Raw genomic sequence first — 22,846 nt, 5'->3', positions numbered from 1 at the left:
TTTTGACTATATTAAATTCTAAAATTTTTTTTATTTATTTTTAGAGGTTGATCGTGCGTATTGCGTCTTATTTTGGCGCTGACTATGAACGTTATTCTCTCCGCTTGGAGAAGAATTTTTTATATTTTTTTATTCTGGTCAGCGGTTTTTTTATTGTGTTTCCTCAGGTGGATATTGATGTGTCTCGATATTTTTATCGTGCTGGCGATTTCGTTATCTCTCAACATCCCTATTGGGTCGCTTTGAGAGATTATCACAGGCTCAGTCAGTTCTATATTATTGGTCTGCTGCTGATGTTGCTTGTAGTCTATGCAATATCGCAACGCCCCTTAAACGCTATATCTCCACATAAAATTGTCTATGCTGTTTTAACTTTTGCCTTTGGTCCTGGCGTGTTGGTGCAGACACTGAAGTTTATTATTGGTCGTGCACGTCCAAGACATCTGATGGAATTTGGTGGAACGGCCGATTTTACCCCAGCTTGGCAGTTTGCGAACGCTTGTCGTCACAGTTGTTCGTTTCCATCAGGTGAGTCGGCAGCGGCAGCTGCAATGCTTTCATTGCTCATTCTCGTGCCACGGCCTTATCGTGTTTGGGCAGCAGGGGTTCTCGTCCCTTTACTTGTTTCCATTTCGCTCAACCGTGTTTTTATGGGGGCACACTTTTTGTCTGATGTCGTTATTGCATGGGTTTTGATAATTGGATTGATGATATGGCTGTGGCCTCGAGTTGCTCGCAACGCCGATACCATTGACGATTGGGTTCGACAAAAAGGCTCAGGGCTGCGTAAGCGCCTTTATAAGTAGATTGATTGACGCCGCATTGGTGAAAGCCTAGTGTCGATCTACACAACAGGTTTTGCCGGGACGAATCCCGGCGATACCAAAAGGGAATGCGACGGACGGACCCAATCCGGGCGTCTTTATCGCAGCCGACCCCGCGACTGTAGAGCGGAGAGGGATGAGGCAAGCCGGTTAACCGGCAGCCACTGGAAACACAACGTTTCTGGGAAGGCGCTCCAAACCCTACGACCCGTGAGCCAGGAGACCTGCCTGTAGTGTGAAGGGCATTTTGTCCGCACCCCATGGGAGGTTTTCCCTGCTGCCTACACGGAGGTTGTCATGGCTGCGCGTACCCAAAATTCTATTCCCAATACTATAGCTATGCCGCTTGCAACGCGTCTTGCGACAGCTGTCGTTTCGCTGCTTCTTGGCGCGTTTCTGATATACGGCGTGGGTCTCGCCCATTCGGATACGCTGCACGATTCAGCGCACGATACGCGTCATTCATACGGGTTTCCCTGCCACTAAGCCGATTAGCTTTTTGAAACAGGAAATGAGCAACGCTTGATGGTGGACGGCCATCGGCGAATAATTGCTGTTGAGGGAATAAAATGTTGATCCGTTATCTTTTGGCCACGCTTGTTGCTGGTCTTCTTGCCGGGCTCCTCGTGACGCCTGCTATGTATTTGAAAACCGTTCCGCTGATTATTCAGGCGGAAACCTATGAAGACGCTGGCGGCGGTCATAGCCATGGCGAAGCCGAAGCGTCTGCACCGCACGACCATGCCGCAGCTGCGGCGAGTGAAGGCGAAGAAGAGGAGGGCGCTGAACTTCCGTTTGGTCGCCTTGGCAACACATTGCTTGCCAACCTCGTAGCCGGTGCAGGCTTTGCTTTGCTTTTGGGTGGTATTGCTTTGCTGCTTGGTCGTCGGATCACACCGCAGAACGGTATCCTTTGGGGGATGGCAGGTTTCTTTGCGGTCGCCTTCCTGCCCGCTCTGGGACTTTCGCCGGAACTGCCTGCCATGCCTGCGGCCGACCTCGCACAGCGTCAGCTTTGGTGGATTTCGACCGTCGTCTTGAGTGGCGTCGGCATTTATCTACTGGTTTTGCGTGGCGAGATTATTTCCAAAATCCTGGGACTTGTGCTGATTATCGCACCGCATCTCTATGGCGCGCCGCACCCTGAAGATATTGCATCGCCAATCCCGTCACTGCTTGCTTCGCAATATGCCGTCGCATCGCTTGCAACAAACCTGTTCATGTGGGCTGTCATTGGGCTTGCGCTGGGCTGGTTCATTCAGGCTTATGCGAAGTCAGATATTGAAGGCTGATAGATATGGCTCTGCTCCGAAATGAAAATGCAAAAACCACGTTCGTTCTTGGCGGAGCCCGGTCTGGTAAGTCGTCTTATGCGGAAAAACTGGTTGAAGGGACAGGCCTTCAACCAGTCTATCTCGCGACGGGACGTGCATTCGACACGGAAATGGAGAGCCGCATCTCCATTCATCGCAACAGTCGCGGGGACGAATGGCAGACGGTTGAAGAACCGCTCGACCTTGTGGGGGCACTTCAAAAACACGCGGGACATGACCGTTTCGTGCTTGTCGATTGTCTGACGCTCTGGATCACCAATCTGATGATGGCAGAGCGGGATATTGCTGCTGAAACCGAGACGCTGGTTACAGCATTGCCTCAGCTTTCAGGTCAGGTTGTTTTTGTTTCCAACGAGGTCGGCTTGAGTATTGTGCCGGAAAATCGCATGGCGCGTGAATTTCGCGATCATGCCGGTTTTCTGCATCAGGCCGTGGCGTCGGTGGCGGATGAAGTTTATTTCATAGCGGCAGGATTGCCGCTCAAAATGAAGGGTTAATTTGATGCAGGGACAAAAGATTCCAGCGACCGTGATCACCGGATTTCTTGGTTCGGGTAAAACAACGCTTATTCGCAATCTGCTGGAAAACGCCAATGGCAAGCGCATTGCGCTCATTATCAATGAGTTTGGCGATCTCGGTGTCGATGGCGGAATTCTTAAAGGTTGCGGTATCGAAAGCTGCCGTGAAGAAGATATTATTGAACTGAACAATGGCTGCATCTGCTGCACCGTTGCTGATGATTTCATTCCGACCATGACCAAGCTTCTTGATCGTGCGGATCGTCTTGATCACATCGTGATTGAGACTTCGGGTCTGGCGCTGCCGCAGCCGCTGGTTGCTGCTTTCAACTGGCCCGAAATCAAAACGCAGGTGACGGTCGACGGCGTGGTGACTGTGATCGATGCTGCCGCTGTTGCTGAAGGCCGTTTTGCGGACGATCACGACAAGGTGGATGCACAGCGCGCAGCGGACGATTCTCTTGATCATGAAAGCCCTTTAGAGGAACTTTTTGAGGATCAGATACATGCGGCTGACCTCATTGTTCTCAACAAGGCCGACCTCATTGATCCGTCGAAACTTGATAGCGTGAAGGCCGATGTGGCGGAACGTTCAACACGTCGCGTCAACATGGTGCCAGCAAGCTTCGGCAAGATTGGTGCGGACGTACTGCTCGGCCTCGGCGTTGGTACGGAAGACGATATCGCCAACCGCAAATCGCATCATGAAATCCATCATGCTGATGGTCATGAGCATGATCACGACGAGTTTGAAAGCTTTGTGGTTGAAGCAGGTTCGGTTGTTGATCCAAAGGCATTTACCGAAAAGCTCAAGGGCATAATTGCGGAACATGATGTTCTGCGTCTCAAAGGCTTTGTCGATGTGCCGGGCAAGCCGATGCGTCTGGTTGTGCAGGCTGTTGGTCCGCGTATTGAGCACTATTTCGATCGCCCGTGGGGCAAGGATGAACTGCGCAATACGCGTCTTGTCGTCATTGGCCTGCATGAGATCGATGAACAGGCTATCACCAAAGCCGTGAAAGACGCTGTTACTTCGTGAGGAACAATTGTGAAGTGACTAAACATCGCGCTTGCGTCGCTTTTCTGAGCATAATCTGTTCCGAAAACCGGTTCCCACTTTTCGGGATTATGCTCTGATGCACTTATTACTTGCCCAGAAAGGAACGATCAGCGATGGCAATGAGGCTGTCGACCTCGGCCAGACGCCGGGCGATATATTGTTCCTTTCCGCTGCCGATACGGAGCTGGCAAGCCTTGCTCAAGCACATAAGCTTGGGCAAAGCGGGCCAAGTCTCCGGCTCGCTAATTTTCTAAGCCTCACACATCCCATGTCAGTCGACGCTTATATCGAGCGCACGGCACAACATTCGAAACTTATTGTTGTGCGGATTATTGGTGGCGAGACCTATTGGCCTTATGGGCTTGAGGCGCTTCATGCCTGTGCGGTTTCGCACGGCATCAAGATCGCCGTGCTGCCGGGTGATGATAAGCCAGATTACGGACTTGAACGGTTCTCAACCGTTTCATCGCAGGAGCGGGATGCTCTCTGGCAATATCTGATTGAGGGCGGGGCCGCCAATACGTCCCGATTTCTCGATTATTGTTGCGCACTGATTGATGAAAGCGAAAAGCCGGAGGAGGCTGCACCGCTTCTGAAAGCTGGGCTGTGGTGGCCAGATATGGCCACGCCTTCGCTCGATCTCATCCGCCGACAATGGAAAGACGCCGAAGCGCCTGCTGCGGCAATCATTTTTTATCGTGCGCTGGTTCAAAGCGGACAGACACAGCCGGTCGAAGCACTGATCAATGCGTTGCTGGCCAAGGGCCTCAACCCTGTTCCGATCTTTGTTTCCAGCCTTAAGGACCGGCTTTCTGCTGCAGTTGTCGATGGCCTGTTTGAAGATTGTCAGCCGGATATTGTGCTCAATGCAACCGGCTTTGCAATTTCTTCGCCGGGTGCTGAGCGTAAGCCGACCGTGCTGGATAAGCGCGGCAATATGGTTCTGCAGGTGATCTTTTCCGGTACGCCAAAAGCAACATGGCAAGCATCTCAGCAGGGTTTGCTGGCGCGTGATCTTGCAATGAATGTGGCGCTGCCGGAAATTGATGGGCGTGTGCTGTCGCGTGCGGTGTCGTTTAAATCGGCAAAGCAATTTGATAGCACTGTTGAAGCTAATATTGTCACCCATGAGCCGGATGCCGGACGTGTGGCTTTTGTCGCGCGATTGGCGGCAAATTGGGTGTGGCTCAAGCGAAAAAAGCCGGAAGAGCGACGCGTTGCGCTGATCCTTGCCAATTATCCGAATCGCGATGGCAGGCTGGGCAATGGCGTTGGGCTTGATACGCCTGCGGGAACGGTGGAAGTGCTGCGCGCTATGGCGAGCGAGGGCTATCAGGTGGGTGATGTGCCGGCCAATAGTGATGCCTTTATGCAGCTTTTAATGGCTGGTCCGACCAATGCTGCACGTGATGGACGAGTCATCCGCGAGGTCATTTCTCTGAGTCAATACAGGGCTTTCTTTGCAAAGCTTCCGAATGTGATTCAGAATGAAATTGAGACCCGCTGGGGTGGCCCAGAGAATGATCCATTCTATGATAGCGAGCTTGAAGGTTTTGCGCTGCCGCTGATGAAACTTGGCGAAACCATTGCCGGTATTCAGCCTGCACGTGGTTATAATATCGATCCAAAAGAGACCTATCACTCCCCTGATCTTGTGCCGCCGCATGGCTATATCGCGTTCTACGCTTATTTGCGCGACGTGGCGAAGATCGATGCCATCGTGCATATGGGCAAGCATGGCAATCTGGAATGGCTGCCCGGTAAGGCGCTGGCTTTGTCGGAAAACTGTTATCCTGAAGCGGTCTTTGGCCCCACGCCGCATGTCTATCCGTTCATTGTCAATGATCCGGGTGAAGGCACGCAAGCCAAACGTCGCGCGGGTGCCGTGATCATCGATCATCTGACCCCACCGTTAACGCGCGCCGAAAGCTATGGTCCGCTTAAAGATCTGGAAGCGCTGGTTGATGAATATTACGAGGCATCGGGCGTTGATCCGCGCCGTCTGTTGCGACTGAAGGCGCAGATTCTTGATCTGGTACGCGACATTGGTCTCGACCGCGATGCGGGTATTCATGACCATGACGATGAAGATATGGCGCTGCAAAAGCTTGATGCCTATCTCTGCGATCTCAAGGAAATGCAGATCCGCGATGGGCTGCATATTTTTGGTCTCGCCCCTGAAGGGCGTTTATTGACCGATTTGCTGGTTGCTCTGGCGCGCGTGCCGCGCGGCATTCCTGTTTCGCTGGGTGGCTTGCTGGGCGAACAGAGCTTGCAGCGGGCTATCGCAAAAGACGCAGGTCTTGGCGAAGAATTTGATCCGCTCGATTGTGCTATGGCTGATCCGTGGACCGGGCCGAAGCCTGAGTTGTTGGCGGCGGCAAGTCCTGCAAGCTGGCGTATTAAAGGTGATACGGTTGAACGTATCGAATTGCTTGCCGCGCAGTTTGTGGATGGTGAAGTTGACTGCCCGGCAAATTGGGCACAGACCAATGCCGTGCTGCAGTCGATCAATGAACATTTGCGCCCGATGGTGACATCGTGTGGGCCATCAGAGATTGAAGGCTTTCTCTCCGCTATTTCAGGACGGTTCGTGCCGCCGGGACCCTCCGGTGCGCCAACGCGCGGGCGACCAGATGTTTTGCCGACCGGACGCAACTTCTATTCCACCGATAGCCGTGCCGTGCCGACGCCAGCGGCATGGGAGCTTGGTCGCAAATCAGCTGAACTGTTGATTACGCGTTATACGCAGGATCATGGCGAGTGGCCGACTTCGTTTGGTTTGACCGCATGGGGAACCTCCAACATGCGCACGGGTGGCGATGATATTGCGCAGGCCTTGGCGTTAATTGGCGTGAAGCCGGTCTGGGATATGGCGTCGCGGCGTGTCACTGGCTACGAGATCGTGCCGATTGCCAAGCTTGGTCGCCCGCGCGTTGATGTGACTTTGCGCATTTCGGGCTTTTTCCGTGATGCATTTCCTGAACAGATAGCGCTGTTTGATAAAGCAGTACGCGCTGTAGGCGCACTTGATGAAGAGGCGGAGGACAATCCGATCGCTAGCCGCATCAAGGCTGAACAAGCGCGGCTTATCGAAACGGGTGTAGATGCGAAGACTGCCGAACGCCGCGCGGGCTATCGTGTGTTTGGATCAAAGCCGGGTTCGTATGGTGCTGGCTTGCAGGCGCTGATTGATGAAAATGGCTGGGCTGATCGCAAAGATCTCGCCGAAGCCTGGCTCGTCTGGGGTGGCTATGCCTATGGCGCTGGTGAAGAGGGGCAGGCGGAACGCGGTCTTCTCGAAGAACGGCTCCGCTCTGTGCAGGCGGTTGTGCAAAATCAGGATAACCGCGAGCATGATCTGCTCGACAGTGATGATTATTATCAGTTTGAAGGTGGCATGGCCGCGACGGTTGAAAATCTGACTGGTGCGATGCCGACTGTTTACCACAATGATCATTCAAAGCCTGAGAAGCCGGTGATCCGCACGCTCGAAGAAGAACTTGCGCGCGTCGTGCGTGGACGTGCGGCGAACCCTAAGTGGATCGCGGGCGTGATGCGCCACGGCTATAAGGGTGCTGCGGAAATTGCAGCCACTGTCGATTATCTTTTCGCTTTCGCGGCTACGACCGGCAAAGTTGGCAACCATCACTTCGAGGCTGTTTATCAGGCTTATATCGCTGACAGAGCCGTGCATGATTTCATGCTTGATAAGAACCCGGCTGCTCTGAGTGAGACCGCTTCAAAGCTCAATGACGCAATAGAGCGTGGCTTCTGGGTGCCGCGTTCTAACTCAGCACGGTTTGAGCTGGAAAATCTTATGGAGTATCGCACGAAAACGGCGATGTGACGTGCCACTCTTTGTTTGCAAGCAAAGTCTGATGTGGAAGATCTGCCATCTTCACCTGACCTTGCTAAACTTAAAAAAATGATTCCGGAAAGGGCAATTAATGGCTGAGAAATCTGCGAAACTTCTTTCGATGACGGAAGAGGAATTGAATGCCCGTCATGCGGATAAGATGCGCAAGAAGAAAGCAGCGCGCGACAAAATTCAGGCGACCAAGACTGATGAAAAAGGTCTTGTGATTGTCCACACCGGCAAGGGCAAGGGTAAGTCGAGCGCAGGCTTCGGCATGGTTTTTCGCGCGCTTGGCCATGGCATGAAAATTGGTGTTGTGCAGTTTGTTAAAGGCTCGTGGGATACTGGCGAGCGCTGGGTTCTGGAGAAATTTCCGGAGCAGGTGACAATCTCCGCACTTGGCGAAGGCTTTACATGGGAAACGCAGGATCGTGCCCGCGATATCGCCATGGCACGCGATGCGTGGGAGCAGGCGAAGGCGCTTATTCTTGATGAGAGCTATGACATGGTTCTATGCGATGAACTCAACATCGTGCTGCGCTATGATTATCTGCCGGTTGAGGAAATCATCGAAGTGCTTGCAGCCAAGCCCGAGATGAAGCACGTCATCATCACTGGCCGCAATGCCAAGGATGAGCTGATTGAGTTTGCTGATCTTGTCACCGAGATGGAAATGATCAAGCATCCGTTCCGTTCTGGCGTAAAAGCACAAAAAGGTATTGAATTTTAATGGCGGATAGCTGGCAATTCTGGGCGTTGATGTCGGCGATTTTCGCAGCGCTGACCGCGGTATTCGCCAAGGTCGGAATTCAGGGCATCAATTCAGATTTTGCTACGCTGGTTCGTACGCTGGTGATTATAGGTGCTTTGTGTCTGTTTTTGACTGTAACAGGCCAATGGCAAAAGCCGGGCGAGATTTCAGGCAAGTCGTGGGTGTTTCTCGTGCTTTCCGGCCTTGCAACCGGCGCGTCATGGCTTGCCTATTTTCGGGCGCTGCAAATTGGTGACGCGTCACGCGTCGCCCCTGTCGATAAATTGTCGGTCGTATTGGTTGCGCTGTTTGGTGCAGCATTTCTTGGCGAACGCATGTCGACGATCAACTGGCTAGGCATTGCTTTGATCGGTTGCGGTGTCGTGTTGGTAGCGCTTCGGGTTTAAAATCCGAGCATCTGGCGGATAGGATTGCTCGGCTCCATGAGAAGACGCATGGCAAGTGCAAGGCTCACGACGATCAGCAATGGCTTGATGATGCGTGAGCCAACCTTCATCGCAAGGCTTGCGCCAATCTGAGCGCCGATAAACTGTGCAATACCCATGCAGATGCCGATTTTCCAGTTGATCACACCGATAAGAGCAAAGGTGGCAAAGCCACCGACGTTCGATGCGCAATTGAGCAGCTTGGTATGGGCAGTGGCTTTGAGTACGCCAAAGCCTGCAAGCGCCACGAATGCGATCATGAAAAATGATCCTGTGCCGGGTCCAAACAAGCCGTCATAAAAGCCGATCAGTGGAATAATCGTCATTCCGAAGAGGAATGGTCCAATACGACGCGTACGATCCAGATCGCCGAGGCTGGGTTTGAGCGCAAAGTAAACGGCGATTGCAATCAGCAAAATTGGAAGTGCTGCCCGCATGATGTCGACAGGAAGAACGGTTGCGAGAAATGCACCGAGAACCGACCCAACAAGTGACGCAATTGCTTCTGGCCATTGTTCACGGATGTTCACATGACCTTTGCGTGCATAGGCGATGGTTGCGGAGGATGAGCCAAACAGTCCCTGTAGCTTGTTGGTGCCCAATGCTTCGACAGGCGGAATTCCGGCTAGGAGTAGCGCGGGAATCGTGATCATGCCGCCGCCGCCCGCGATAGAATCGATAATGCCCGCAATAAAAGCGGCCATGGTTAGCAGAAGCGTCAACGTATCGAAGAATTCAAGCATGGGTGGGTCCGGAAAAAGTTGATGCAACATAGAGCAGACAATCTCGTTGCGCCAGACAAGTTATGTGCGGAACCAACTGGTACTTGCGTTGTTTTTTTGTTCAGGCATCATTACTGATAAACGTCAGGTTGGTCACAGGAGAAAGTCCCCCATGAGCGAAAGCATTTTCGAACGCATTACTGCGTTTCTCAGCAAAAAGAGTGCTGTGCAGCGCGTTGCCGAAGATCCGGCGCTCGCTTCGGAACTGCTTCTTCTGCTTCATGTCGTTTTTGCCGATGGTGATCGTCATCCGGCAGAAATCGCAGCTTTCAGACAGATCGTTTCCGAGAATTTTGGAATTTCGGCTGAAGAGTTGCCGGAAGTGACCGAATATCTCAAAGACTTCGGCTATGAAACGACAACGAAACAGGCAGCTTCCATGCTGGCTGAAATGGCGCCGGAACGCCGTGCGTCGTTGTTGCGTGATCTTGTTCGTGTTGCGCGTGCCGATAATCATGTCGATCAGTCGGAAACTGCGATGATCAAGCGTATTGCAGATATTCTTGGTGTTACATCGGAAGACATCAGAGAAGCGCAGCAACCGGCTCCACGTGCCGTCTAACGGAAATCTTATTGCTCTTGGAATGGGCTGCTCCTCAGTCGTAGGTTTTGAGGAGCTTGTTTCATTGGCAAATAGAGTTTTGCGCGGTGCCGGATTGAAGCGGCCGGATATGATCGCAACAATTGCCACTAAGCAAAGTGATCCTGTATGGGCAAAACTCGCACAACATTATGGCTGTGCGCTACGCTTCTTTGATGCTGCTCGTCTTGAGCAGGAAACACCGCGGCTTAAAAACCCATCAGAATTGGTTTTTGCGTCTGTTGGTTGCCATGGCGTTGCAGAATCTGCTGCACTTGCAGCGGCTGGAGAAAATGCTGTTTTGCTGGTCGAAAAGACTTCAGTTGAGCGTGCCACCGCAGCAATTGCGGTGGCACATTTTGATTAAAGCACCTTGCGGCGCTGCACGATGTAGGTCGCAGCAGTAGCAGTGATGAGCAACGCAGCTGTTGCGACGATCACTGCGACATAGGCATTCTCAAACGCTTGAGATGCAAGTGCGGTGAGGCTCGCTGCATCTGCTGCTTGCATTGATTGTGCAGCAAGAAGAGCTTCATCAAGGCTATCACGGACAATCGGCGGAATGCTTGAGCCTGCTGGCAGAACAAGGCTTGCAGTATAGAACGCTGACAGGATGCTACCGAAGATCGTAACACCCAGCGCGTTGCCGAGTTCAAATGATACTTCTTCGACGGATGCCGCCATGCCGGCTTTTTCAACGGGTGCATTGCCCATGATGGATGACGATGCACCAGTCATCGCGCAGCCGACGCCGAAGCCAAGAACGGCTAACCCTGCCAGATAGAAGTGCGTCGAGAGCTTGTAGGTCAGGATATAAATCACGATCCCAAGCGCTGTGATGCCGAGCGATCCCCAAAGCACTTTGCCTGCTCCAAGGCGCGGCAACATCATCCCAGCCAGTGGCCCTGCTACGAAAGCCGCAAGCGGAATAGGCAAGATCATCAGGCCAGCCTGCAATGGCGACATACCTTCGATAAGCTGCATGCGCTGGCTGAATACCAGTTCCATGCCGGTCATCGACCCTGATGCGACCAGAGCTGCAAACACGCCGGTTGAGAACAGTCTGTTGTTAAACAGCGAGAAGTCGATGAGTGGCTCCTTGCTCGCAAATTGTCTGCGCACAAAGATGGTCGTGGCGATCAGGCCGATGAGCAGTGCGCCCGCAAAGACAGTCATCGATGCATCGCGTTTGGCAAGTTCCTTGACGGCATAGGTCAACGCTATCAGGCCGATCATGATCTGGATCGAGCCGACGAGATCCCATTTGCGCTTCGAGCCAAGCGGGCGGTTTTCAAGGTTAAAGGCTGAAAGTGCCAGCGCTACGATAACGACAGGCACATTGATCAGGAATACCGATCCCCACCAGAAATATTCGAGCAATACACCACCCGCAACGGGGCCGATGGCAGCGCCACCCGAGGCAATGGCCGCCCAGATGCCAATAGCAAGCGAGCGCTCTTTTTCATCGGTGAAGGTTAGTCGAATGATCGACAGCGTGGCAGGCATCATCATCGCTGCACCGCAGGCGAGAAATGCGCGGGATGCTATCAGAACTTCCGGGTTTGGCGAATAGGCAGCACATAGCGAAGCAAGACCAAACACCACCAGGCCATTCATGAACATGCGCTTATGGCCGAGCTTGTCGCCCAGTGTGCCAAGACCCGGTAACAGACCTGCCACCACCAGCGGGTAAATGTTCATGATCCAGAGCTTCTCGGAAGCACTTGCCGCCAGATCATGGGTGAGGCGTGGCAGTGCTGTGTAAAGCACTGTCATATCCACAACGATCAGAAACAACGCGCTGGAAACAATTGCGAGAACGAGCCAGCGATTTTGCGGCAACATCGGATTATACCTTTTCAATACGGCCGTATTCAAACTTGTCAGGGTGGCTGACATAATATAAATCCGTCCGTATGGAAAGTAAGAAATTGCAAAAAACTGGCCGCCCGCGCTCAATCGATCGTGACCATGTGCTCGACATGGCTGAGAAGCTCGTTGCTGAAGGTGGTATCGTTGCGCTGACCATGGATGCAGTGGCGCAAGCCTCCGGCGTGACCAAAGGCGGTGTGCAATATTGCTTTGGGAATAAAGATGGATTGATGAAAGCCATGATCGAGCGGTGGGGCGACCGCTTCGACGATCTTGTGACGGCACGCAAGCAGCATAGGCAAGATACAATTTCGCATATCGCAGCACACATAGCTGTAACCCGTGAGAGCGATGCCGAAGATGATTCTCGATTTGCCGCAATGATGGCGAGCCTTATTCCCAACTCGCATTATTTGGATGAAACCCGGGCCTGGTATCGCAAGCAGTGGGATGGTCTTGATGTTTCGACGCCTGAAGGCAGGCGCGCGCGACTGGCGTTTATTGCAAACGAAGGTGCTTTTTTGCTCAGAAGCTTTAATTTCTTTGAGCTGACGCCGGAAGAGTGGCAGTCGATCTTCAATGATATTCAAGGACTCTTGCCTGAAAAAGATTGACTCCTCTGTCATCTGACAGGCATTCGAAATGCCTGAACAGAGGAAGAAAACGTGACAGTTCATTTCATTGGCGCTGGTCCGGGTGCGGCCGATCTTATCACTGTGCGCGGTCTGCGACTGATTGAGAGCTGCCTGGTCTGCATTTATGCGGGATCACTGGTACCGAAAGAAGTTGTCGCGTCCGCGCCCAAAGATGCGCTGCTGATTGATAGTTCCTCGCTTACTCTTGATGAAATTATTGCGGCGATTGAAGCAGCCCATGCCAAAGGGCATGATGTTGCTCGTGTCCATTCAGGCGATCCGTCGATTTATGGCGCGATGGCTGAACAGATGCGCAGGCTCGATGCGCTCGGCATCCCTTATGATGTGACACCGGGCGTTCCGGCTTTTGTGGCGGCTGCGGCTGCGATGAAGCAGGAACTGACAATTCCGGAAGTTAATCAGAGCATTATTCTCACACGCACTTCGGTCAAATCTTCTGCCATGCCGGAAGGCGAAGAGCTTTCCACCTTTGCGAAGTCGGGTGCGACGCTGGTTATCCATCTTTCCATTCGCAATCTTGCGAAGATCGAGGCAGAGCTTACGCCATTCTATGGTGCGGATTGTCCGGTGGTTGTTGCCTATCGCATTGCCTGGCCAGATGAGCAGATTTTGCGCGGAACATTGTCTGATATTGCGGAGAAAATCGAGCTTTCAGGCGTCAAGCGAACCGCAATGATCTTTGTAGGGCGTGGCCTTGATCCGAAGAATTTTCGGGATTCAGCGCTTTATCATGAGGCGCATAGCCATGTTGCACGCTCAAAATCTTAAAACTGTGCGCGCAAAATCGAGTGCTTCGTCCACTGTCGCGACAGAGGTTTTGGCTGCAACGGGCGGACGACTAATCATCAAGACCGGAATAGTGAGATTACGCGCTGCTTTGATCTTGGCGTAGGATATGCTGCCGCCGGAATTGCGGCTGACGATGAGGCTGATCTTTCGTTCGTTCAAGAATTGCAACTCAGCTTCATAATTACATGGCTTTGCCAGAACGATCTCGCAATCGTGCGGGAGGCTTACTTCTGGCGGGTCGATCATTCGCGTGATGAAGTGCACATCGTTGCGTTCTGCAAAGGGCGCAATGTGCTGTCGTCCTAATGCGAGCAAAACGCGCTCATCTGCGGGAATAAGGCTCGCGGCTTGCGCTTCACTCGCGACATCAATCCAGTTGTCGCCGCTTTCCCTTTCCCATGCTGGGCGTTCAAGCCTCAGCAGAGGGATAGTGGTGATCTCAGATGCTTGCACAGCATTTTGTGAAATGCGCGTTGCATAGGGATGTGTTGCGTCAATCAGGAGGTCGATCTTTTCATTCGCCAGATACGCCGCAAGACCTTCTGCGCCGCCAAAGCCACCTGTTCGGATTTTACCGCTGATTGCCGTCGGGTTTGCCGTCCGGCCTGCAAGTGAGGTGATAGATTCAACGGGCAGGGGCGCGAATGCAGAAGCAAGTTTTGCTGCTTCTGCCGTGCCGCCAAGAATGAGTATTTTAGAGGCGGGCAAGGATATTGCCTTTGCGATCCGTCACGATAATTTCGACGTCAACGGGCGCGCCGCGCAAGGTTGCAAGTGCAGTTTCTTTTGCTTTTTGCGCAATTGGCGTAGCCATGTCGAGGCCAAGGCTCTGAGTCAATTCAAGCACTTCGAGCGCAGTGTTCGCAAAAAGAATCCGATCCTTCATGTCAGCTGGCGCGCCAGCTTTTTCAGCAATCGCCCAGAGGAAGCTTTTGTCCACCTGTGACCGCGCTGAGTGGAGGTCTAACTCCCCCTGTGCAAGTTTCGTCAATTTAGCAAAGCCACCGGCAATGGTCAGTTTTTCAATCGGATGCTCGCGAAGATATTTAAGGACACCGCCTGCAAAATCGCCCATGTCGAGAACCGCGAATTCCGGCAAATCATAGATTGCCTGAGCTGCATCTTCGGACGTAGAGCCTGTAGGGGCCAGAACATGTTTTTGGCCTTCTGCGCGGGCCACATCGATGCCGCGATGGATCGAATGAATCCATGCTGAGCACGAGAAAGGATGCACAACACCTGTCGTGCCTAAGATGGAAATGCCGCCGACGATGCCAAGGCGCGGGTTCCATGTTTTCTGTGCGATTTCTTCGCCACCCGGAACCGAAATCGTAATCACCAGATCCGCAGGCAGGCCATATTCGGCACAAATCTGCTCGCAGATTTCTGTCATCATACGGCGAGGCGTTGGATTGATTGCCGCTTCACCCGGAGGAATTTGCAGGCCGGGCCGCGTGACAGTGCCCACACCTTCGCCAGCCTGAAACACAATGCCTGTGCCGGGAGGAGCGGGGAAGACTGTTGAGATGATTGTCGCGCCGTGGGTCACGTCCGGGTCATCGCCTGCATCTTTGACGATTCCTGCCATGGCATAGCCTTCGCCGAGGCCTTCATATTCAAGCTGGAAATAAGGGACTTCGCCTTTAGGCAGAATGATGCCGACCGGATCAGGGAACTCGCCGGTAATCAGCGCGGTGAGTGCAGCCTTGGTTGCTGCTGTGGCGCAGGCGCCCGTCGTCCAGCCACGACGCAACGGTTCTTGCCCGCCAATTTGCGTTTTTTCCTTGCGGGGCGTGGTTTCGTCGTTCATGGATGCCTGCGGATTTATCTGGTGACACATTGTAAAATGACTGAAAATATTCAACCGAACATTACCTCATCTGGCGCTGACAGGATAGCTTTGCCTGCGATAGAGCCGGGGCATGTCTGGTTGGTGGGCGCTGGTCCCGGCGATCCGGGGTTGCTGACGCTTCATGCGGCCAATGCCTTAGGTCAAGCCGATGTGATTGTCTATGATGCTCTGGTTGATGAATCCTGCCTTTCTCTGAGAAATGCCACAGCGGTTTTGGAATATGCCGGTAAGCGGGGTGGCAAGCCGTCGCCAAAACAGCGCGATATTTCGTTGCGTCTGGTGGAACTTGCAAAGCAGGGCAAAAAGGTTCTGCGCCTTAAAGGCGGCGATCCGTTTGTCTTTGGGCGCGGAGCTGAGGAAGCGCTGACGTTGGTTGAACATGGCGTGCCGTTTCGCATCGTGCCAGGGATTACAGCAGGTATTGGTGGCCTTGCTTATGCTGGAATTGCAGCCACGCATCGCGATATCAACCAATCAGTCACGTTCCTCACAGGTCATGATGCAAAGGGGCTGATGCCGGACCGTATTAATTGGGAAGGCATTGCGCAGGTCTCTCCGGTTATAGTGATGTATATGGCGATGAAGCATATTGATCTCATCACAGAGCGCCTGATGGCGGCAGGACGCTCACCGGATGAGCCGGTCGCATTTGTCTGTAATGCCAGCTTGCCTGAACAGGTGGTTCTGGAGACCTCGCTGTCACGCGCGGTTGCCGATGTCGAAGCATCGGGCCTCAAGCCACCGGCAATAGTGGTTGTAGGCGAGGTCGTGAAGCTGCGCTCCGGGCTTGATTGGCTTGGTGCGTCTCAGGGACGTAAGCTGACAAGTGATCCGCTTCATCTCAACAAGGACAAGAGCGCATGAATGGTTTCATGATTGCCGCACCTGCTTCCGGTTCGGGAAAGACGACTTTGACGCTTGGGCTGCTGCGCGCTCTAAAACGGCGTGGCGAGGCACTTGCACCGGCAAAAGCTGGTCCTGATTATATCGATCCTGCCTATCATAAGGCTGCGAGCGGTGCAGATTGCTTCAATCTTGATCCATGGGGCATGCGGCCAGAGCTTATCAGTGCCATTTCTTCCCGTATGACTGAAGGCAACAAGCTGCTGGTTGTCGAAGGCATGATGGGGCTTTTTGACGGGGCGCTCGATGGAAAGGGTTCGTCGGCAGACTTGGCTAGAATGCTTGATCTGCCACTGGTGCTGGTGGTCGATTGCGCGCGCCAATCGCATTCTATTGCGGCACTCATTTCAGGTTTCAGCCAGTTTCGCAAAGATGTGCTGATTGCTGGTGTTATTCTCAATCGGGTTGGTAGCGGCAGACATGAAGCCATGCTGCGCGAAGCGATCAAGCCGCTTGGCATGACAGTGTTGGGCGCAATTCCGCGCGATGAAGCGCTGGTTCTACCCTCCAGGCATCTTGGGCTTGTTCAAGCAGCGGAACATGCCGATCTGGAGCGTTTCCTTGAACACGCTGCAGATGTGGTCGATGCGCATATTGATTTACGCGCATTAGAGCATATCTGGTCGCGGCCAAAGCATCATGAGGCGATGGCGAATGTTCCTCGCCTTACGCCGCCTGGAAGCTGCATTGCAGTAGCGCGAGACGATGCCTTCGCCTTTGCATATGCGCATCTGCTTGCAGGCTGGCGCAGGCGTGGTGCCGAGATTTCATTCTTTTCACCGCTTGCTGATGCAGCGCCCGATGAAAGCGCTGACGCCATTTATCTGCCGGGTGGCTATCCCGAACTTTATGCCGGAAAACTGAGCCAAGCGAAGCATTTCCAGCAGGGCATGAGGCGCGCTGCGGATCGTGGTGCGCGCATTTACGGCGAGTGTGGCGGCTATATGGTGCTGGGTGAGACGCTGGAAGATTCGTCTTGCGTGAAGCATCCTATGCTTGGGCTGCTTCCGCTTGAAACAAGCTTTGCCAAACGCAAAATGCACCTTGGCTATCGCAAACTGGAACCTTTGTCGGGTTCACCATGGCCTTTGTCGCTTTCTGCGCATGAGTTTCATTATGCGAGCATTGTGCGTGAAGGGGATGCCGAACGGCTTTTCCGTGTTCGCGATGCGTTGGGCGAGGAACTGGGAGAGGCGGGTCTGCGCGTTGGTTCAGTTGCCGGTTCCTTCATGCACGTAATTGATTTTTCCGGAGAGAGTGCCTGAACATGACTATTGAGCATGGCGGAGCGCTGGATAAGGCCATTGCCCGTTTTGGCGGCAAGGCTGAAGACTGGCTTGATCTTTCAACGGGTATCAATCCCGAACATTTTCCACTGCCCGAATTGCCTGCGCCCCTGTGGAACCGTCTGCCGGATGAGGGGCTGTTGCAGCAGGTATTGACTGCCGCACGTTCCTATTACGAAGCGGGTCAGAATGCGCCAATCGTTGCCAGCCCGGGAACGCAGGCACTCATTCAACTTATACCAACATTGCTTGGGCCTGCGACGGTCGCCATTTTGGGCCCGACCTATCAGGAACATGCGGCAGCTTTTGAAGCAGCGAACTGGAATGTGATCGAATGTGCGACGCTCGACGACATCCCAGAGGATGCGCTGGTGGTTACAATCGTCAACCCGAATAACCCGGATGGCCGGATTGTTGCGCGACCTGATTTGCTGGGGCTTGCACGAAAGTTGGGCGAACGTGGTGGTTTTCTGGTTGTGGATGAGGCATTTGCCGATCCGCATCCAGAGGTGAGCATTGCAAGGCATGCTGCGAATGCGCCGCTGATCGTGCTGAAATCCTTTGGCAAGTTCTTTGGCCTTGCAGGTGTTCGGCTTGGGTTTCTGCTTGCAAATGATGCGCTTGTGAATCGCGTTGCAGACAGACTCGGTCCATGGGCGGTGGCGGGGCCAACGCTTGCCATTGCGCTTCATGCTTTCAAAAGTGGCGTTGAGCTTGAGGCATTTCATAGTCGTATCGATACAAGACGGGCAGAACTTACCGCGACGCTTGCAAAGTGTCAGCTCACTGAAATCGGCGGCACGGCTCTGTTTTCGCTGGTTGAACACGAAAATGCTCATGCAATTTACGATGCGCTTTGTGAACGGCATATTCTTGTCCGAAAGTTTGCCTATGCACCAAGCTGGCTGCGCATCGGACTGGCGCCTGATCAAGCGAGCCTTATGCGATTGGAACAGGCATTGCGGGATATTCTCCGCTTAAAAAAGTGATTCAGGAAAGCGCATCAAGTCCATGGAAATAAAGCTGATTATTCTTGCTTTAGCGCTTGTTCTGGATCGTGTGGTAGGTGACCCGCCGCAGCTTTGGCAGAAAATTCCGCATCCGGTGGTTCTGTTTGGCAAGGCAATCAGCTGGGGTGAAAAGCGTCTCAATGATCATAGCCTTTCCGTCAATGCACTGCGCAGCAATGGTATGTGGCTGATCATCGGACTGGTGATTTCCTGTGTTGTGGTAGGGTTGGCGCTAGACTATTTGCTGCCTTATCTTGGTACGGCGGGTGCGCTGGTCGAGATTGTCATCGTTGCGGTGTTTCTCGCGCAGAAAAGTCTAGCCGATCATGTGCGGGCGGTGGCCACTGGATTGCGTGAAGACGGCATTGAAGGCGGACGCAAAGCGGTTTCGATGATCGTCGGGCGTAATCCTGAACAATTGGATGAAGGTGGGGTTAGCCGTGCGGCGATTGAAAGCCTTTCCGAGAATGCTTCGGATGGCATCATAGCGCCCGCTTTTTGGTTTTTGGTAGGCGGATTGCCGGGGCTTTTTGCCTATAAGCTCATCAACACTGCCGACTCAATGATCGGTCATCTCAATGATCGCTATCGTCATTTTGGACGCTTCGCAGCTCGTCTTGATGATGTCGCAAACTATATCCCGGCTCGATTGACCGGATTACTCACAGCAATTGCTGCTGCATTCACGGTCGACAAAAAAGCCGGGAAAAGAACACTTAAGGTGATGTGGCGCGATGCGCCGCTGCATCGTTCGCCAAATGCTGGTTGGCCGGAAGCAGCCTTTGCAGGCGCGCTCAAATTAGCACTTGCTGGGCCGCGTCAGTATGGGGCTGAGAAAGTCGAAGCGCCGATGTTTTATGGTGAAGGCAAGCGCGAGGCTGATGCAACTGATATCGACGCTGCACTTTCGCTGTTCTGGTCAATGATGAGCGTGATGACAGGGCTGGTTATTGCGGCGAGTCTGATTGGTCTTATTAGTCGGCTGGTGTGAAACTCTTGCCATCATAGCGTTGCAGACGGTTCGGGTTGTCGGTCCGGTTGCCATTACCGTCAAATTTCAGTGTGCCGATCGCCGTTTCAAAGGAATTGCTTCGCACGATATCGATGACTGACTGCTGCTGTTCCTGCGCTTGTTTGATTGCCTTAGCTGCGAGTTCAACTGTAGCAAAGCCCATGACCGCATAGGCTTCCGGTAAGATGCCCGCCTTGCTGATCGCGTCTGTTGCAGGTTTGGCCGTTGAAACATCCTGTGCCTTTAGTGGAGCAACCATGAGTGTTCCATCGCTTAGCTTTTGTGGGCCGGGAGCCGCGTTCAGAACGCTGCCGCCCGCGATAGTCAGCGGATATTTAAGTGCCTGAGCACTCGCACCAATGGCGGCAATATCATCACGTTCGCCGCCGACATAAACATGGGTTGCACCGGCGCGGCGCAAACGAGAAACAAGCGCATTCTGGTTTTCTAGCCCGGGCCGGTAGGTATCGGTGAAAACTGGCTGCAATTGCTGGTCTCTGAGACTGTTCAACACATGCGCCGCACGCTCGCGACCTTCAATGGTGCCGTCATCGATAATAGCAAAGGGCTGTGCTCGCCACAGACTGCCGAGGAAACTACCTGTCGCCCGCGTTTCCTTGTCGAGCGACGTTGTCAGACGAAAAACAGCCATTGTTGGTGATGCGCGTTTTTCGGTCAGTGTGGGTTCGCTCACGCCAGAGGTGATGATAGGAATATTGTTTTGGGCGAGCAGAGGAAGTGCTGCTTCAAGCGCTTCGGAGCACAAAAAACCGGCAGCAATCTGCACTTTTTCCTGAACAAAACTTTCGGCAGCCTGCTTGCCACCTTCTGCATCACAGCGATCATCTGCGATGATAAGCCGTGCATTTACCGCTGTAGCAGCCACATTCGCGCCATCCCGAAGCTGACTGCCTAGTGCTGCGAAGTTTCCGCTTAAGGGGGCAGCAAAGCCGATACGTATATCGGTTGGATTGTCCTGTGCTTTGGCGCTTGCGCCAAGTGTTGTGAAAGCCGAAAGCGCGATCAGCAGCAGCTTTAGATGCTTGCGCCCATACAGTCCGTTGCGGAAAACCGCTGTATATTTTTCAGGAAGCTGCTTTGGCGTGATCACAGAGGCGGTCTTCTTCAAACATTTCATGACAAATTCAACGAAAAGTGGGTAGCGGTTTCCTCGCCTTTGTGCAATGCCCATAAGCAGATACAGGTAAACGGAGAGACATCTGCGTGAACCTGACAGTCAATACGGATAGTTGCTCACGTGCAAATGCAAAATAATGCTTCCCCCGATGCTGTTTCTGTTGAGCCAAAGACTTATCGTGATGCGATGAGTCATTATGCAGGCGCAGTTCAGCTTGTCACGACTGCTGGTTCAGCTGGCCGTCGTGGTCTTACACTGACCGCATCTTGTTCGGTCTCGGATAATCCGCCGACTGTGCTGGTCTGCTTGCAGAAATCGCATCCGGAAAATCATCTTTTCATTGAAAATGGTGTTTTCGCAGTCAATACGCTCGCAGGCACCCACGAGCAGCTGGCGGATGCGTTTTCCGGTCGGCTGGGGATGACGCAAGAAGAGCGTTTTGAGCTCGCAGAGTGGGATGTGCTTGCAACGGGCGCTCCGACATTAAAAAACGCACTTGCGGTTTTTGACTGCCGGGTAACCAGTGTCCAGGAACATTCAACCCATCATGTGCTGTTCGGCGAAGTGGTCGGGTTGCTTTCAAATGCTGATGAAGAAGCGCTGATTTATCTCAATCGTCGCTATCATAAGCTGGAACTCTGAACGTGTTTGGAGGAGGGAAAATGATCCGACGCGGTGGATTAATTGCAAGCTTGTTGCTGTTAACGGCTACATCCGCTTTCGCTCAAGGGCCGCTTCCTCCTTTCAAAGATGATTATTTTGCCTATCCAGGCTTGCTTAGCAGCGCCGATAATGGCGATTACAAAGTCATTGATTACAATGAAATGCGCGACATTAATGGCCGTGATGCCGTACCTGAGAAGCGCGCCAAGGATGCGTATGTTTCGCTAAAAGCGCGTGCTTATCAGAAAGATGTGGTCTTTCAGACAGCGTCAGGCCCTGTTAAGGCTATAGCTGTGGGCAAGCAGAAAGATGCTTCTTTCATCGTTATTTATCTGCACGGACGCGGTGGCAATCGTTTGCAGGGCGTGAATGATTTTACCTTCGGCGGTAACTTTAACCGCGTCAAAAATCTGGCTGCACTGAATGGCGGGCTTTATCTGACGCCGGATTTCAAAGATTTTGCTGCAACGGGCGAAGAGCAGATTGCCGGGCTCATAGAGGCTGCAAAGGCAACGTCGCCATCCGCACCGCTTGTCCTTGCTTGCGGGTCGCAGGGTGGGGCACTTTGCTGGCGCATCGCTTCCAATGAAAAAGCTGGCAATCAGCTTGCGGGTTTGATCCTGATGGGGTCATTGTGGGATGAAGGTTTCTTCAAATCTCCGGCTTTTCAGAAGCGCGTGCCTGTGTTCTTTGGCCACGGCAGTCGCGATCCAGTTTTCGCAATCGATAAGCAAGAAGGCTTTTATCGGGAAATCCGCAAGCGTTCGGCTGGCTACCCTGTTCAGTTTCGTCGCTTTGAAAGCGGCAACCATGGAACGCCCATCAGAATGAGCGACTGGCGTGAGATGTTGAACTGGATATTCACGAAACAATGATGACATCGTTGGGGATGCTCAACGAAAAACCGGCATTGTGGCCTTCCTGCCACTCGACAATCCGCCAAAAGCGAATAGTTATCTCAGTTAAAATTTTACCTAATCAGCAGATCGTAAGAGGTTGATCATGTCCGGACGCACCCGCAACGGAGCCCGTTTGTTTGTTATTGCTATGCTGGCTCCATTGGCTGCCGCTTGTACGACAACCACGCAAAATGCGACGGTTCCCGGCAAGTCGGAAGCGCCTGTTGCAGCTTCCAGCGTTTCATTTCCTCGCTTTGTTCCGACCTATTCGGTCGATTCATCGCTTGCTCAGCCTTGCATCACGGCTGCTGCCAACAAGTATTTTTTGCCAGAGCGTGCAATTACGGCGGTTAATTCGCGTCCGGGTGCTGGTGGCGGAACCGATGTTGATCTGAAGGTTGATCTGCGCACCGCTGTTTGCCAGCTTTCTGCAGGTGGTTCGGTTCGTTCAGTTATCGATACATCGCCTAAGAGCGCAGATCAGGTTGCTGCCGAAGCCGCGGCGGCTCAAACCGCTTCGGCAGCTCCAGCACCGAAAAAGTCCAAGAAGAAGTGATTCAATAACACTTCGTAACATACGAAAAAGGCAGGGATTTCCCTGCCTTTTTGTTT

Annotated in this window: 24 protein-coding genes and 1 riboswitch; of the genes, 19 read left to right on the top strand and 5 right to left on the bottom strand. The window is 53.0% G+C overall.

Going from position 1 to position 22,846, the window contains the following annotated elements; genetic code table 11:
* Positions 1–53 precede the first annotated feature (53 nt).
* From ACOZHT_RS12900 to ACOZHT_RS12865, 8 genes are all read left to right on the top strand, one after another.
* Positions 54–806: a phosphatase PAP2 family protein gene (locus ACOZHT_RS12900; RefSeq protein ID WP_339513733.1), complete on the top strand. Its 753-nt coding sequence runs from the start codon at positions 54–56 to the stop codon at positions 804–806.
* 30 nt (positions 807–836) lie between these two features.
* Positions 837–1,070, top strand: a riboswitch (cobalamin riboswitch).
* A 51-nt stretch (positions 1,071–1,121) separates the two neighbouring features.
* A complete protein-coding gene (locus tag ACOZHT_RS12895; RefSeq protein WP_339513735.1) occupies positions 1,122–1,310 on the top strand; it encodes a CbtB domain-containing protein in 189 nt (62 codons plus the stop codon).
* 83 nt (positions 1,311–1,393) lie between these two features.
* The gene (locus tag ACOZHT_RS12890; RefSeq protein WP_339513737.1) at positions 1,394–2,116 is read left to right on the top strand and encodes a CbtA family protein; all 723 of its coding nucleotides are present in this window, start codon (positions 1,394–1,396) and stop codon (positions 2,114–2,116) included.
* A gap of 5 nt (positions 2,117–2,121) precedes the next feature.
* Complete coding sequence (gene cobU / locus ACOZHT_RS12885) at positions 2,122–2,655, top strand: bifunctional adenosylcobinamide kinase/adenosylcobinamide-phosphate guanylyltransferase (RefSeq protein ID WP_339513738.1); 534 nt, start codon at positions 2,122–2,124, stop codon at positions 2,653–2,655.
* Positions 2,656–2,659: 4 nt separating this feature from the next.
* Positions 2,660–3,715, top strand: coding sequence for a cobalamin biosynthesis protein CobW (cobW, locus tag ACOZHT_RS12880; RefSeq protein ID WP_421565804.1), 1,056 nt, complete (start codon positions 2,660–2,662; stop codon positions 3,713–3,715).
* 97 nt (positions 3,716–3,812) lie between these two features.
* Positions 3,813–7,586: a cobaltochelatase subunit CobN gene (gene cobN / locus ACOZHT_RS12875; protein WP_421565803.1), complete on the top strand. Its 3,774-nt coding sequence runs from the start codon at positions 3,813–3,815 to the stop codon at positions 7,584–7,586.
* Between the two features lie 100 nt (positions 7,587–7,686).
* A complete protein-coding gene (cobO, locus tag ACOZHT_RS12870; protein WP_064320764.1) occupies positions 7,687–8,325 on the top strand; it encodes a cob(I)yrinic acid a,c-diamide adenosyltransferase in 639 nt (212 codons plus the stop codon).
* A complete protein-coding gene (locus ACOZHT_RS12865) occupies positions 8,325–8,753 on the top strand; it encodes an EamA family transporter (RefSeq protein ID WP_339513743.1) in 429 nt (142 codons plus the stop codon). The genes cobO and ACOZHT_RS12865 overlap by 1 nt, the downstream gene beginning before the upstream one ends.
* Here the strand turns inward: ACOZHT_RS12865 and ACOZHT_RS12860 are convergent.
* Complete coding sequence (locus ACOZHT_RS12860; protein WP_339513745.1) at positions 8,750–9,535, bottom strand: TSUP family transporter; 786 nt, start codon at positions 9,533–9,535, stop codon at positions 8,750–8,752. The genes ACOZHT_RS12865 and ACOZHT_RS12860 overlap by 4 nt on opposite strands.
* Before the next feature lie 151 nt (positions 9,536–9,686).
* On the opposite strand from ACOZHT_RS12860, the gene ACOZHT_RS12855 reads away from it, so the two are divergent.
* Entirely contained in the window at positions 9,687–10,136 is a 450-nt protein-coding gene (locus ACOZHT_RS12855; protein ID WP_339513747.1) for a TerB family tellurite resistance protein, read from the top strand.
* A 22-nt stretch (positions 10,137–10,158) separates the two neighbouring features.
* Positions 10,159–10,521 carry a cobalamin biosynthesis protein gene (locus tag ACOZHT_RS12850; RefSeq protein ID WP_339513749.1) on the top strand — a complete coding sequence of 121 codons (363 nt, stop codon included), beginning with the start codon at positions 10,159–10,161 and terminating at the stop codon, positions 10,519–10,521.
* Here the strand turns inward: ACOZHT_RS12850 and ACOZHT_RS12845 are convergent.
* A complete protein-coding gene (locus ACOZHT_RS12845) occupies positions 10,518–11,999 on the bottom strand; it encodes an MFS transporter (RefSeq protein WP_339513751.1) in 1,482 nt (493 codons plus the stop codon). The genes ACOZHT_RS12850 and ACOZHT_RS12845 overlap by 4 nt on opposite strands.
* Positions 12,000–12,085: 86 nt before the next feature.
* On the opposite strand from ACOZHT_RS12845, the gene ACOZHT_RS12840 reads away from it, so the two are divergent.
* The gene (locus ACOZHT_RS12840; RefSeq protein ID WP_339513753.1) at positions 12,086–12,640 is read left to right on the top strand and encodes a TetR/AcrR family transcriptional regulator; all 555 of its coding nucleotides are present in this window, start codon (positions 12,086–12,088) and stop codon (positions 12,638–12,640) included.
* Between the two features lie 51 nt (positions 12,641–12,691).
* A complete protein-coding gene (cobM, locus tag ACOZHT_RS12835) occupies positions 12,692–13,450 on the top strand; it encodes a precorrin-4 C(11)-methyltransferase (protein WP_339513755.1) in 759 nt (252 codons plus the stop codon).
* On the opposite strand, the gene ACOZHT_RS12830 is transcribed toward cobM, so the two are convergent.
* Both ACOZHT_RS12830 and ACOZHT_RS12825 read right to left on the bottom strand, forming a co-directional pair.
* Positions 13,439–14,179 carry a cobalt-precorrin-6A reductase gene (locus ACOZHT_RS12830; protein WP_339513757.1) on the bottom strand — a complete coding sequence of 247 codons (741 nt, stop codon included), beginning with the start codon at positions 14,177–14,179 and terminating at the stop codon, positions 13,439–13,441. The two genes, cobM and ACOZHT_RS12830, sit on opposite strands and share 12 nt — an antisense overlap.
* Positions 14,166–15,281: a cobalt-precorrin-5B (C(1))-methyltransferase gene (locus ACOZHT_RS12825; RefSeq protein WP_339513759.1), complete on the bottom strand. Its 1,116-nt coding sequence runs from the start codon at positions 15,279–15,281 to the stop codon at positions 14,166–14,168. The genes ACOZHT_RS12830 and ACOZHT_RS12825 overlap by 14 nt, the downstream gene beginning before the upstream one ends.
* A 36-nt stretch (positions 15,282–15,317) precedes the next feature.
* Between ACOZHT_RS12825 and cobA the strand changes: the two genes are divergently transcribed.
* Genes cobA through cbiB form a run of 4 tightly spaced genes read left to right on the top strand, consistent with a single transcriptional unit; the run spans position 15,318 to position 19,513 of the window.
* Positions 15,318–16,187, top strand: coding sequence for a uroporphyrinogen-III C-methyltransferase (gene cobA / locus ACOZHT_RS12820; protein ID WP_339513761.1), 870 nt, complete (start codon positions 15,318–15,320; stop codon positions 16,185–16,187).
* On the top strand, positions 16,184–17,491 hold the full coding sequence (locus tag ACOZHT_RS12815) for a cobyrinate a,c-diamide synthase (protein WP_339513763.1): 1,308 nt from the start codon (positions 16,184–16,186) through the stop codon (positions 17,489–17,491). The genes cobA and ACOZHT_RS12815 overlap by 4 nt, the downstream gene beginning before the upstream one ends.
* A complete protein-coding gene (gene cobD / locus ACOZHT_RS12810; protein ID WP_339513840.1) occupies positions 17,488–18,501 on the top strand; it encodes a threonine-phosphate decarboxylase CobD in 1,014 nt (337 codons plus the stop codon). Before ACOZHT_RS12815 ends, cobD begins: the two co-directional genes overlap by 4 nt.
* Before the next feature lie 22 nt (positions 18,502–18,523).
* Positions 18,524–19,513 (top strand): adenosylcobinamide-phosphate synthase CbiB, encoded by a 990-nt coding sequence (gene cbiB / locus ACOZHT_RS12805; RefSeq protein ID WP_339513765.1) that lies wholly within the window; start codon positions 18,524–18,526, stop codon positions 19,511–19,513.
* Here cbiB and ACOZHT_RS12800 read toward each other — a convergent pair.
* Positions 19,497–20,564, bottom strand: coding sequence for a branched-chain amino acid ABC transporter substrate-binding protein (locus ACOZHT_RS12800; RefSeq protein WP_421565865.1), 1,068 nt, complete (start codon positions 20,562–20,564; stop codon positions 19,497–19,499). The two genes, cbiB and ACOZHT_RS12800, sit on opposite strands and share 17 nt — an antisense overlap.
* A 234-nt stretch (positions 20,565–20,798) precedes the next feature.
* Between ACOZHT_RS12800 and ACOZHT_RS12795 the strand changes: the two genes are divergently transcribed.
* The 3 genes from ACOZHT_RS12795 (at position 20,799) to ACOZHT_RS12785 (ending at position 22,790) form a co-directional block, all read left to right on the top strand.
* Entirely contained in the window at positions 20,799–21,314 is a 516-nt protein-coding gene (locus tag ACOZHT_RS12795) for a flavin reductase (protein WP_339513842.1), read from the top strand.
* 20 nt (positions 21,315–21,334) lie between these two features.
* The gene (locus ACOZHT_RS12790) at positions 21,335–22,210 is read left to right on the top strand and encodes an alpha/beta hydrolase (protein WP_339513769.1); all 876 of its coding nucleotides are present in this window, start codon (positions 21,335–21,337) and stop codon (positions 22,208–22,210) included.
* A gap of 127 nt (positions 22,211–22,337) precedes the next feature.
* A complete protein-coding gene (locus ACOZHT_RS12785) occupies positions 22,338–22,790 on the top strand; it encodes a hypothetical protein (protein ID WP_339513771.1) in 453 nt (150 codons plus the stop codon).
* Positions 22,791–22,846 lie beyond the last annotated feature (56 nt).

This window comes from Ochrobactrum sp. EDr1-4, from assembly GCF_049199085.1.
Classification (GTDB): Bacteria; Pseudomonadota; Alphaproteobacteria; order Rhizobiales; family Rhizobiaceae; genus Brucella.
Note: the sequence above shows the minus strand (reverse complement) of the source record. Positions and strands in the feature narration are given on the sequence as shown.

What these genes read in the sequence shown, in the direction of transcription:
- ACOZHT_RS12790 (WP_339513769.1), top strand. Translation starts at nt 21,335, where the DNA reads ATGATCCGACGCGGTGGATTAATTGCAAGCTTGTTGCTGTTAACGGCT.
- cobN (WP_421565803.1), top strand. Translation starts at nt 3,813, where the DNA reads ATGCACTTATTACTTGCCCAGAAAGGAACGATCAGCGATGGCAATGAG.
- ACOZHT_RS12845 (WP_339513751.1), bottom strand. Translation starts at nt 11,999, where the DNA reads ATGTTGCCGCAAAATCGCTGGCTCGTTCTCGCAATTGTTTCCAGCGCG.
- cobU (WP_339513738.1), top strand. Translation starts at nt 2,122, where the DNA reads ATGGCTCTGCTCCGAAATGAAAATGCAAAAACCACGTTCGTTCTTGGC.
- ACOZHT_RS12865 (WP_339513743.1), top strand. Translation starts at nt 8,325, where the DNA reads ATGGCGGATAGCTGGCAATTCTGGGCGTTGATGTCGGCGATTTTCGCA.
- ACOZHT_RS12825 (WP_339513759.1), bottom strand. Translation starts at nt 15,281, where the DNA reads ATGAACGACGAAACCACGCCCCGCAAGGAAAAAACGCAAATTGGCGGG.
- ACOZHT_RS12895 (WP_339513735.1), top strand. Translation starts at nt 1,122, where the DNA reads ATGGCTGCGCGTACCCAAAATTCTATTCCCAATACTATAGCTATGCCG.
- ACOZHT_RS12890 (WP_339513737.1), top strand. Translation starts at nt 1,394, where the DNA reads ATGTTGATCCGTTATCTTTTGGCCACGCTTGTTGCTGGTCTTCTTGCC.
- ACOZHT_RS12850 (WP_339513749.1), top strand. Translation starts at nt 10,159, where the DNA reads ATGGGCTGCTCCTCAGTCGTAGGTTTTGAGGAGCTTGTTTCATTGGCA.
- cobA (WP_339513761.1), top strand. Translation starts at nt 15,318, where the DNA reads ATGACTGAAAATATTCAACCGAACATTACCTCATCTGGCGCTGACAGG.
- ACOZHT_RS12785 (WP_339513771.1), top strand. Translation starts at nt 22,338, where the DNA reads ATGTCCGGACGCACCCGCAACGGAGCCCGTTTGTTTGTTATTGCTATG.
- cobW (WP_421565804.1), top strand. Translation starts at nt 2,660, where the DNA reads ATGCAGGGACAAAAGATTCCAGCGACCGTGATCACCGGATTTCTTGGT.
- ACOZHT_RS12795 (WP_339513842.1), top strand. Translation starts at nt 20,799, where the DNA reads ATGCAAAATAATGCTTCCCCCGATGCTGTTTCTGTTGAGCCAAAGACT.
- ACOZHT_RS12815 (WP_339513763.1), top strand. Translation starts at nt 16,184, where the DNA reads ATGAATGGTTTCATGATTGCCGCACCTGCTTCCGGTTCGGGAAAGACG.
- cobO (WP_064320764.1), top strand. Translation starts at nt 7,687, where the DNA reads ATGGCTGAGAAATCTGCGAAACTTCTTTCGATGACGGAAGAGGAATTG.
- ACOZHT_RS12855 (WP_339513747.1), top strand. Translation starts at nt 9,687, where the DNA reads ATGAGCGAAAGCATTTTCGAACGCATTACTGCGTTTCTCAGCAAAAAG.
- cbiB (WP_339513765.1), top strand. Translation starts at nt 18,524, where the DNA reads ATGGAAATAAAGCTGATTATTCTTGCTTTAGCGCTTGTTCTGGATCGT.
- ACOZHT_RS12860 (WP_339513745.1), bottom strand. Translation starts at nt 9,535, where the DNA reads ATGCTTGAATTCTTCGATACGTTGACGCTTCTGCTAACCATGGCCGCT.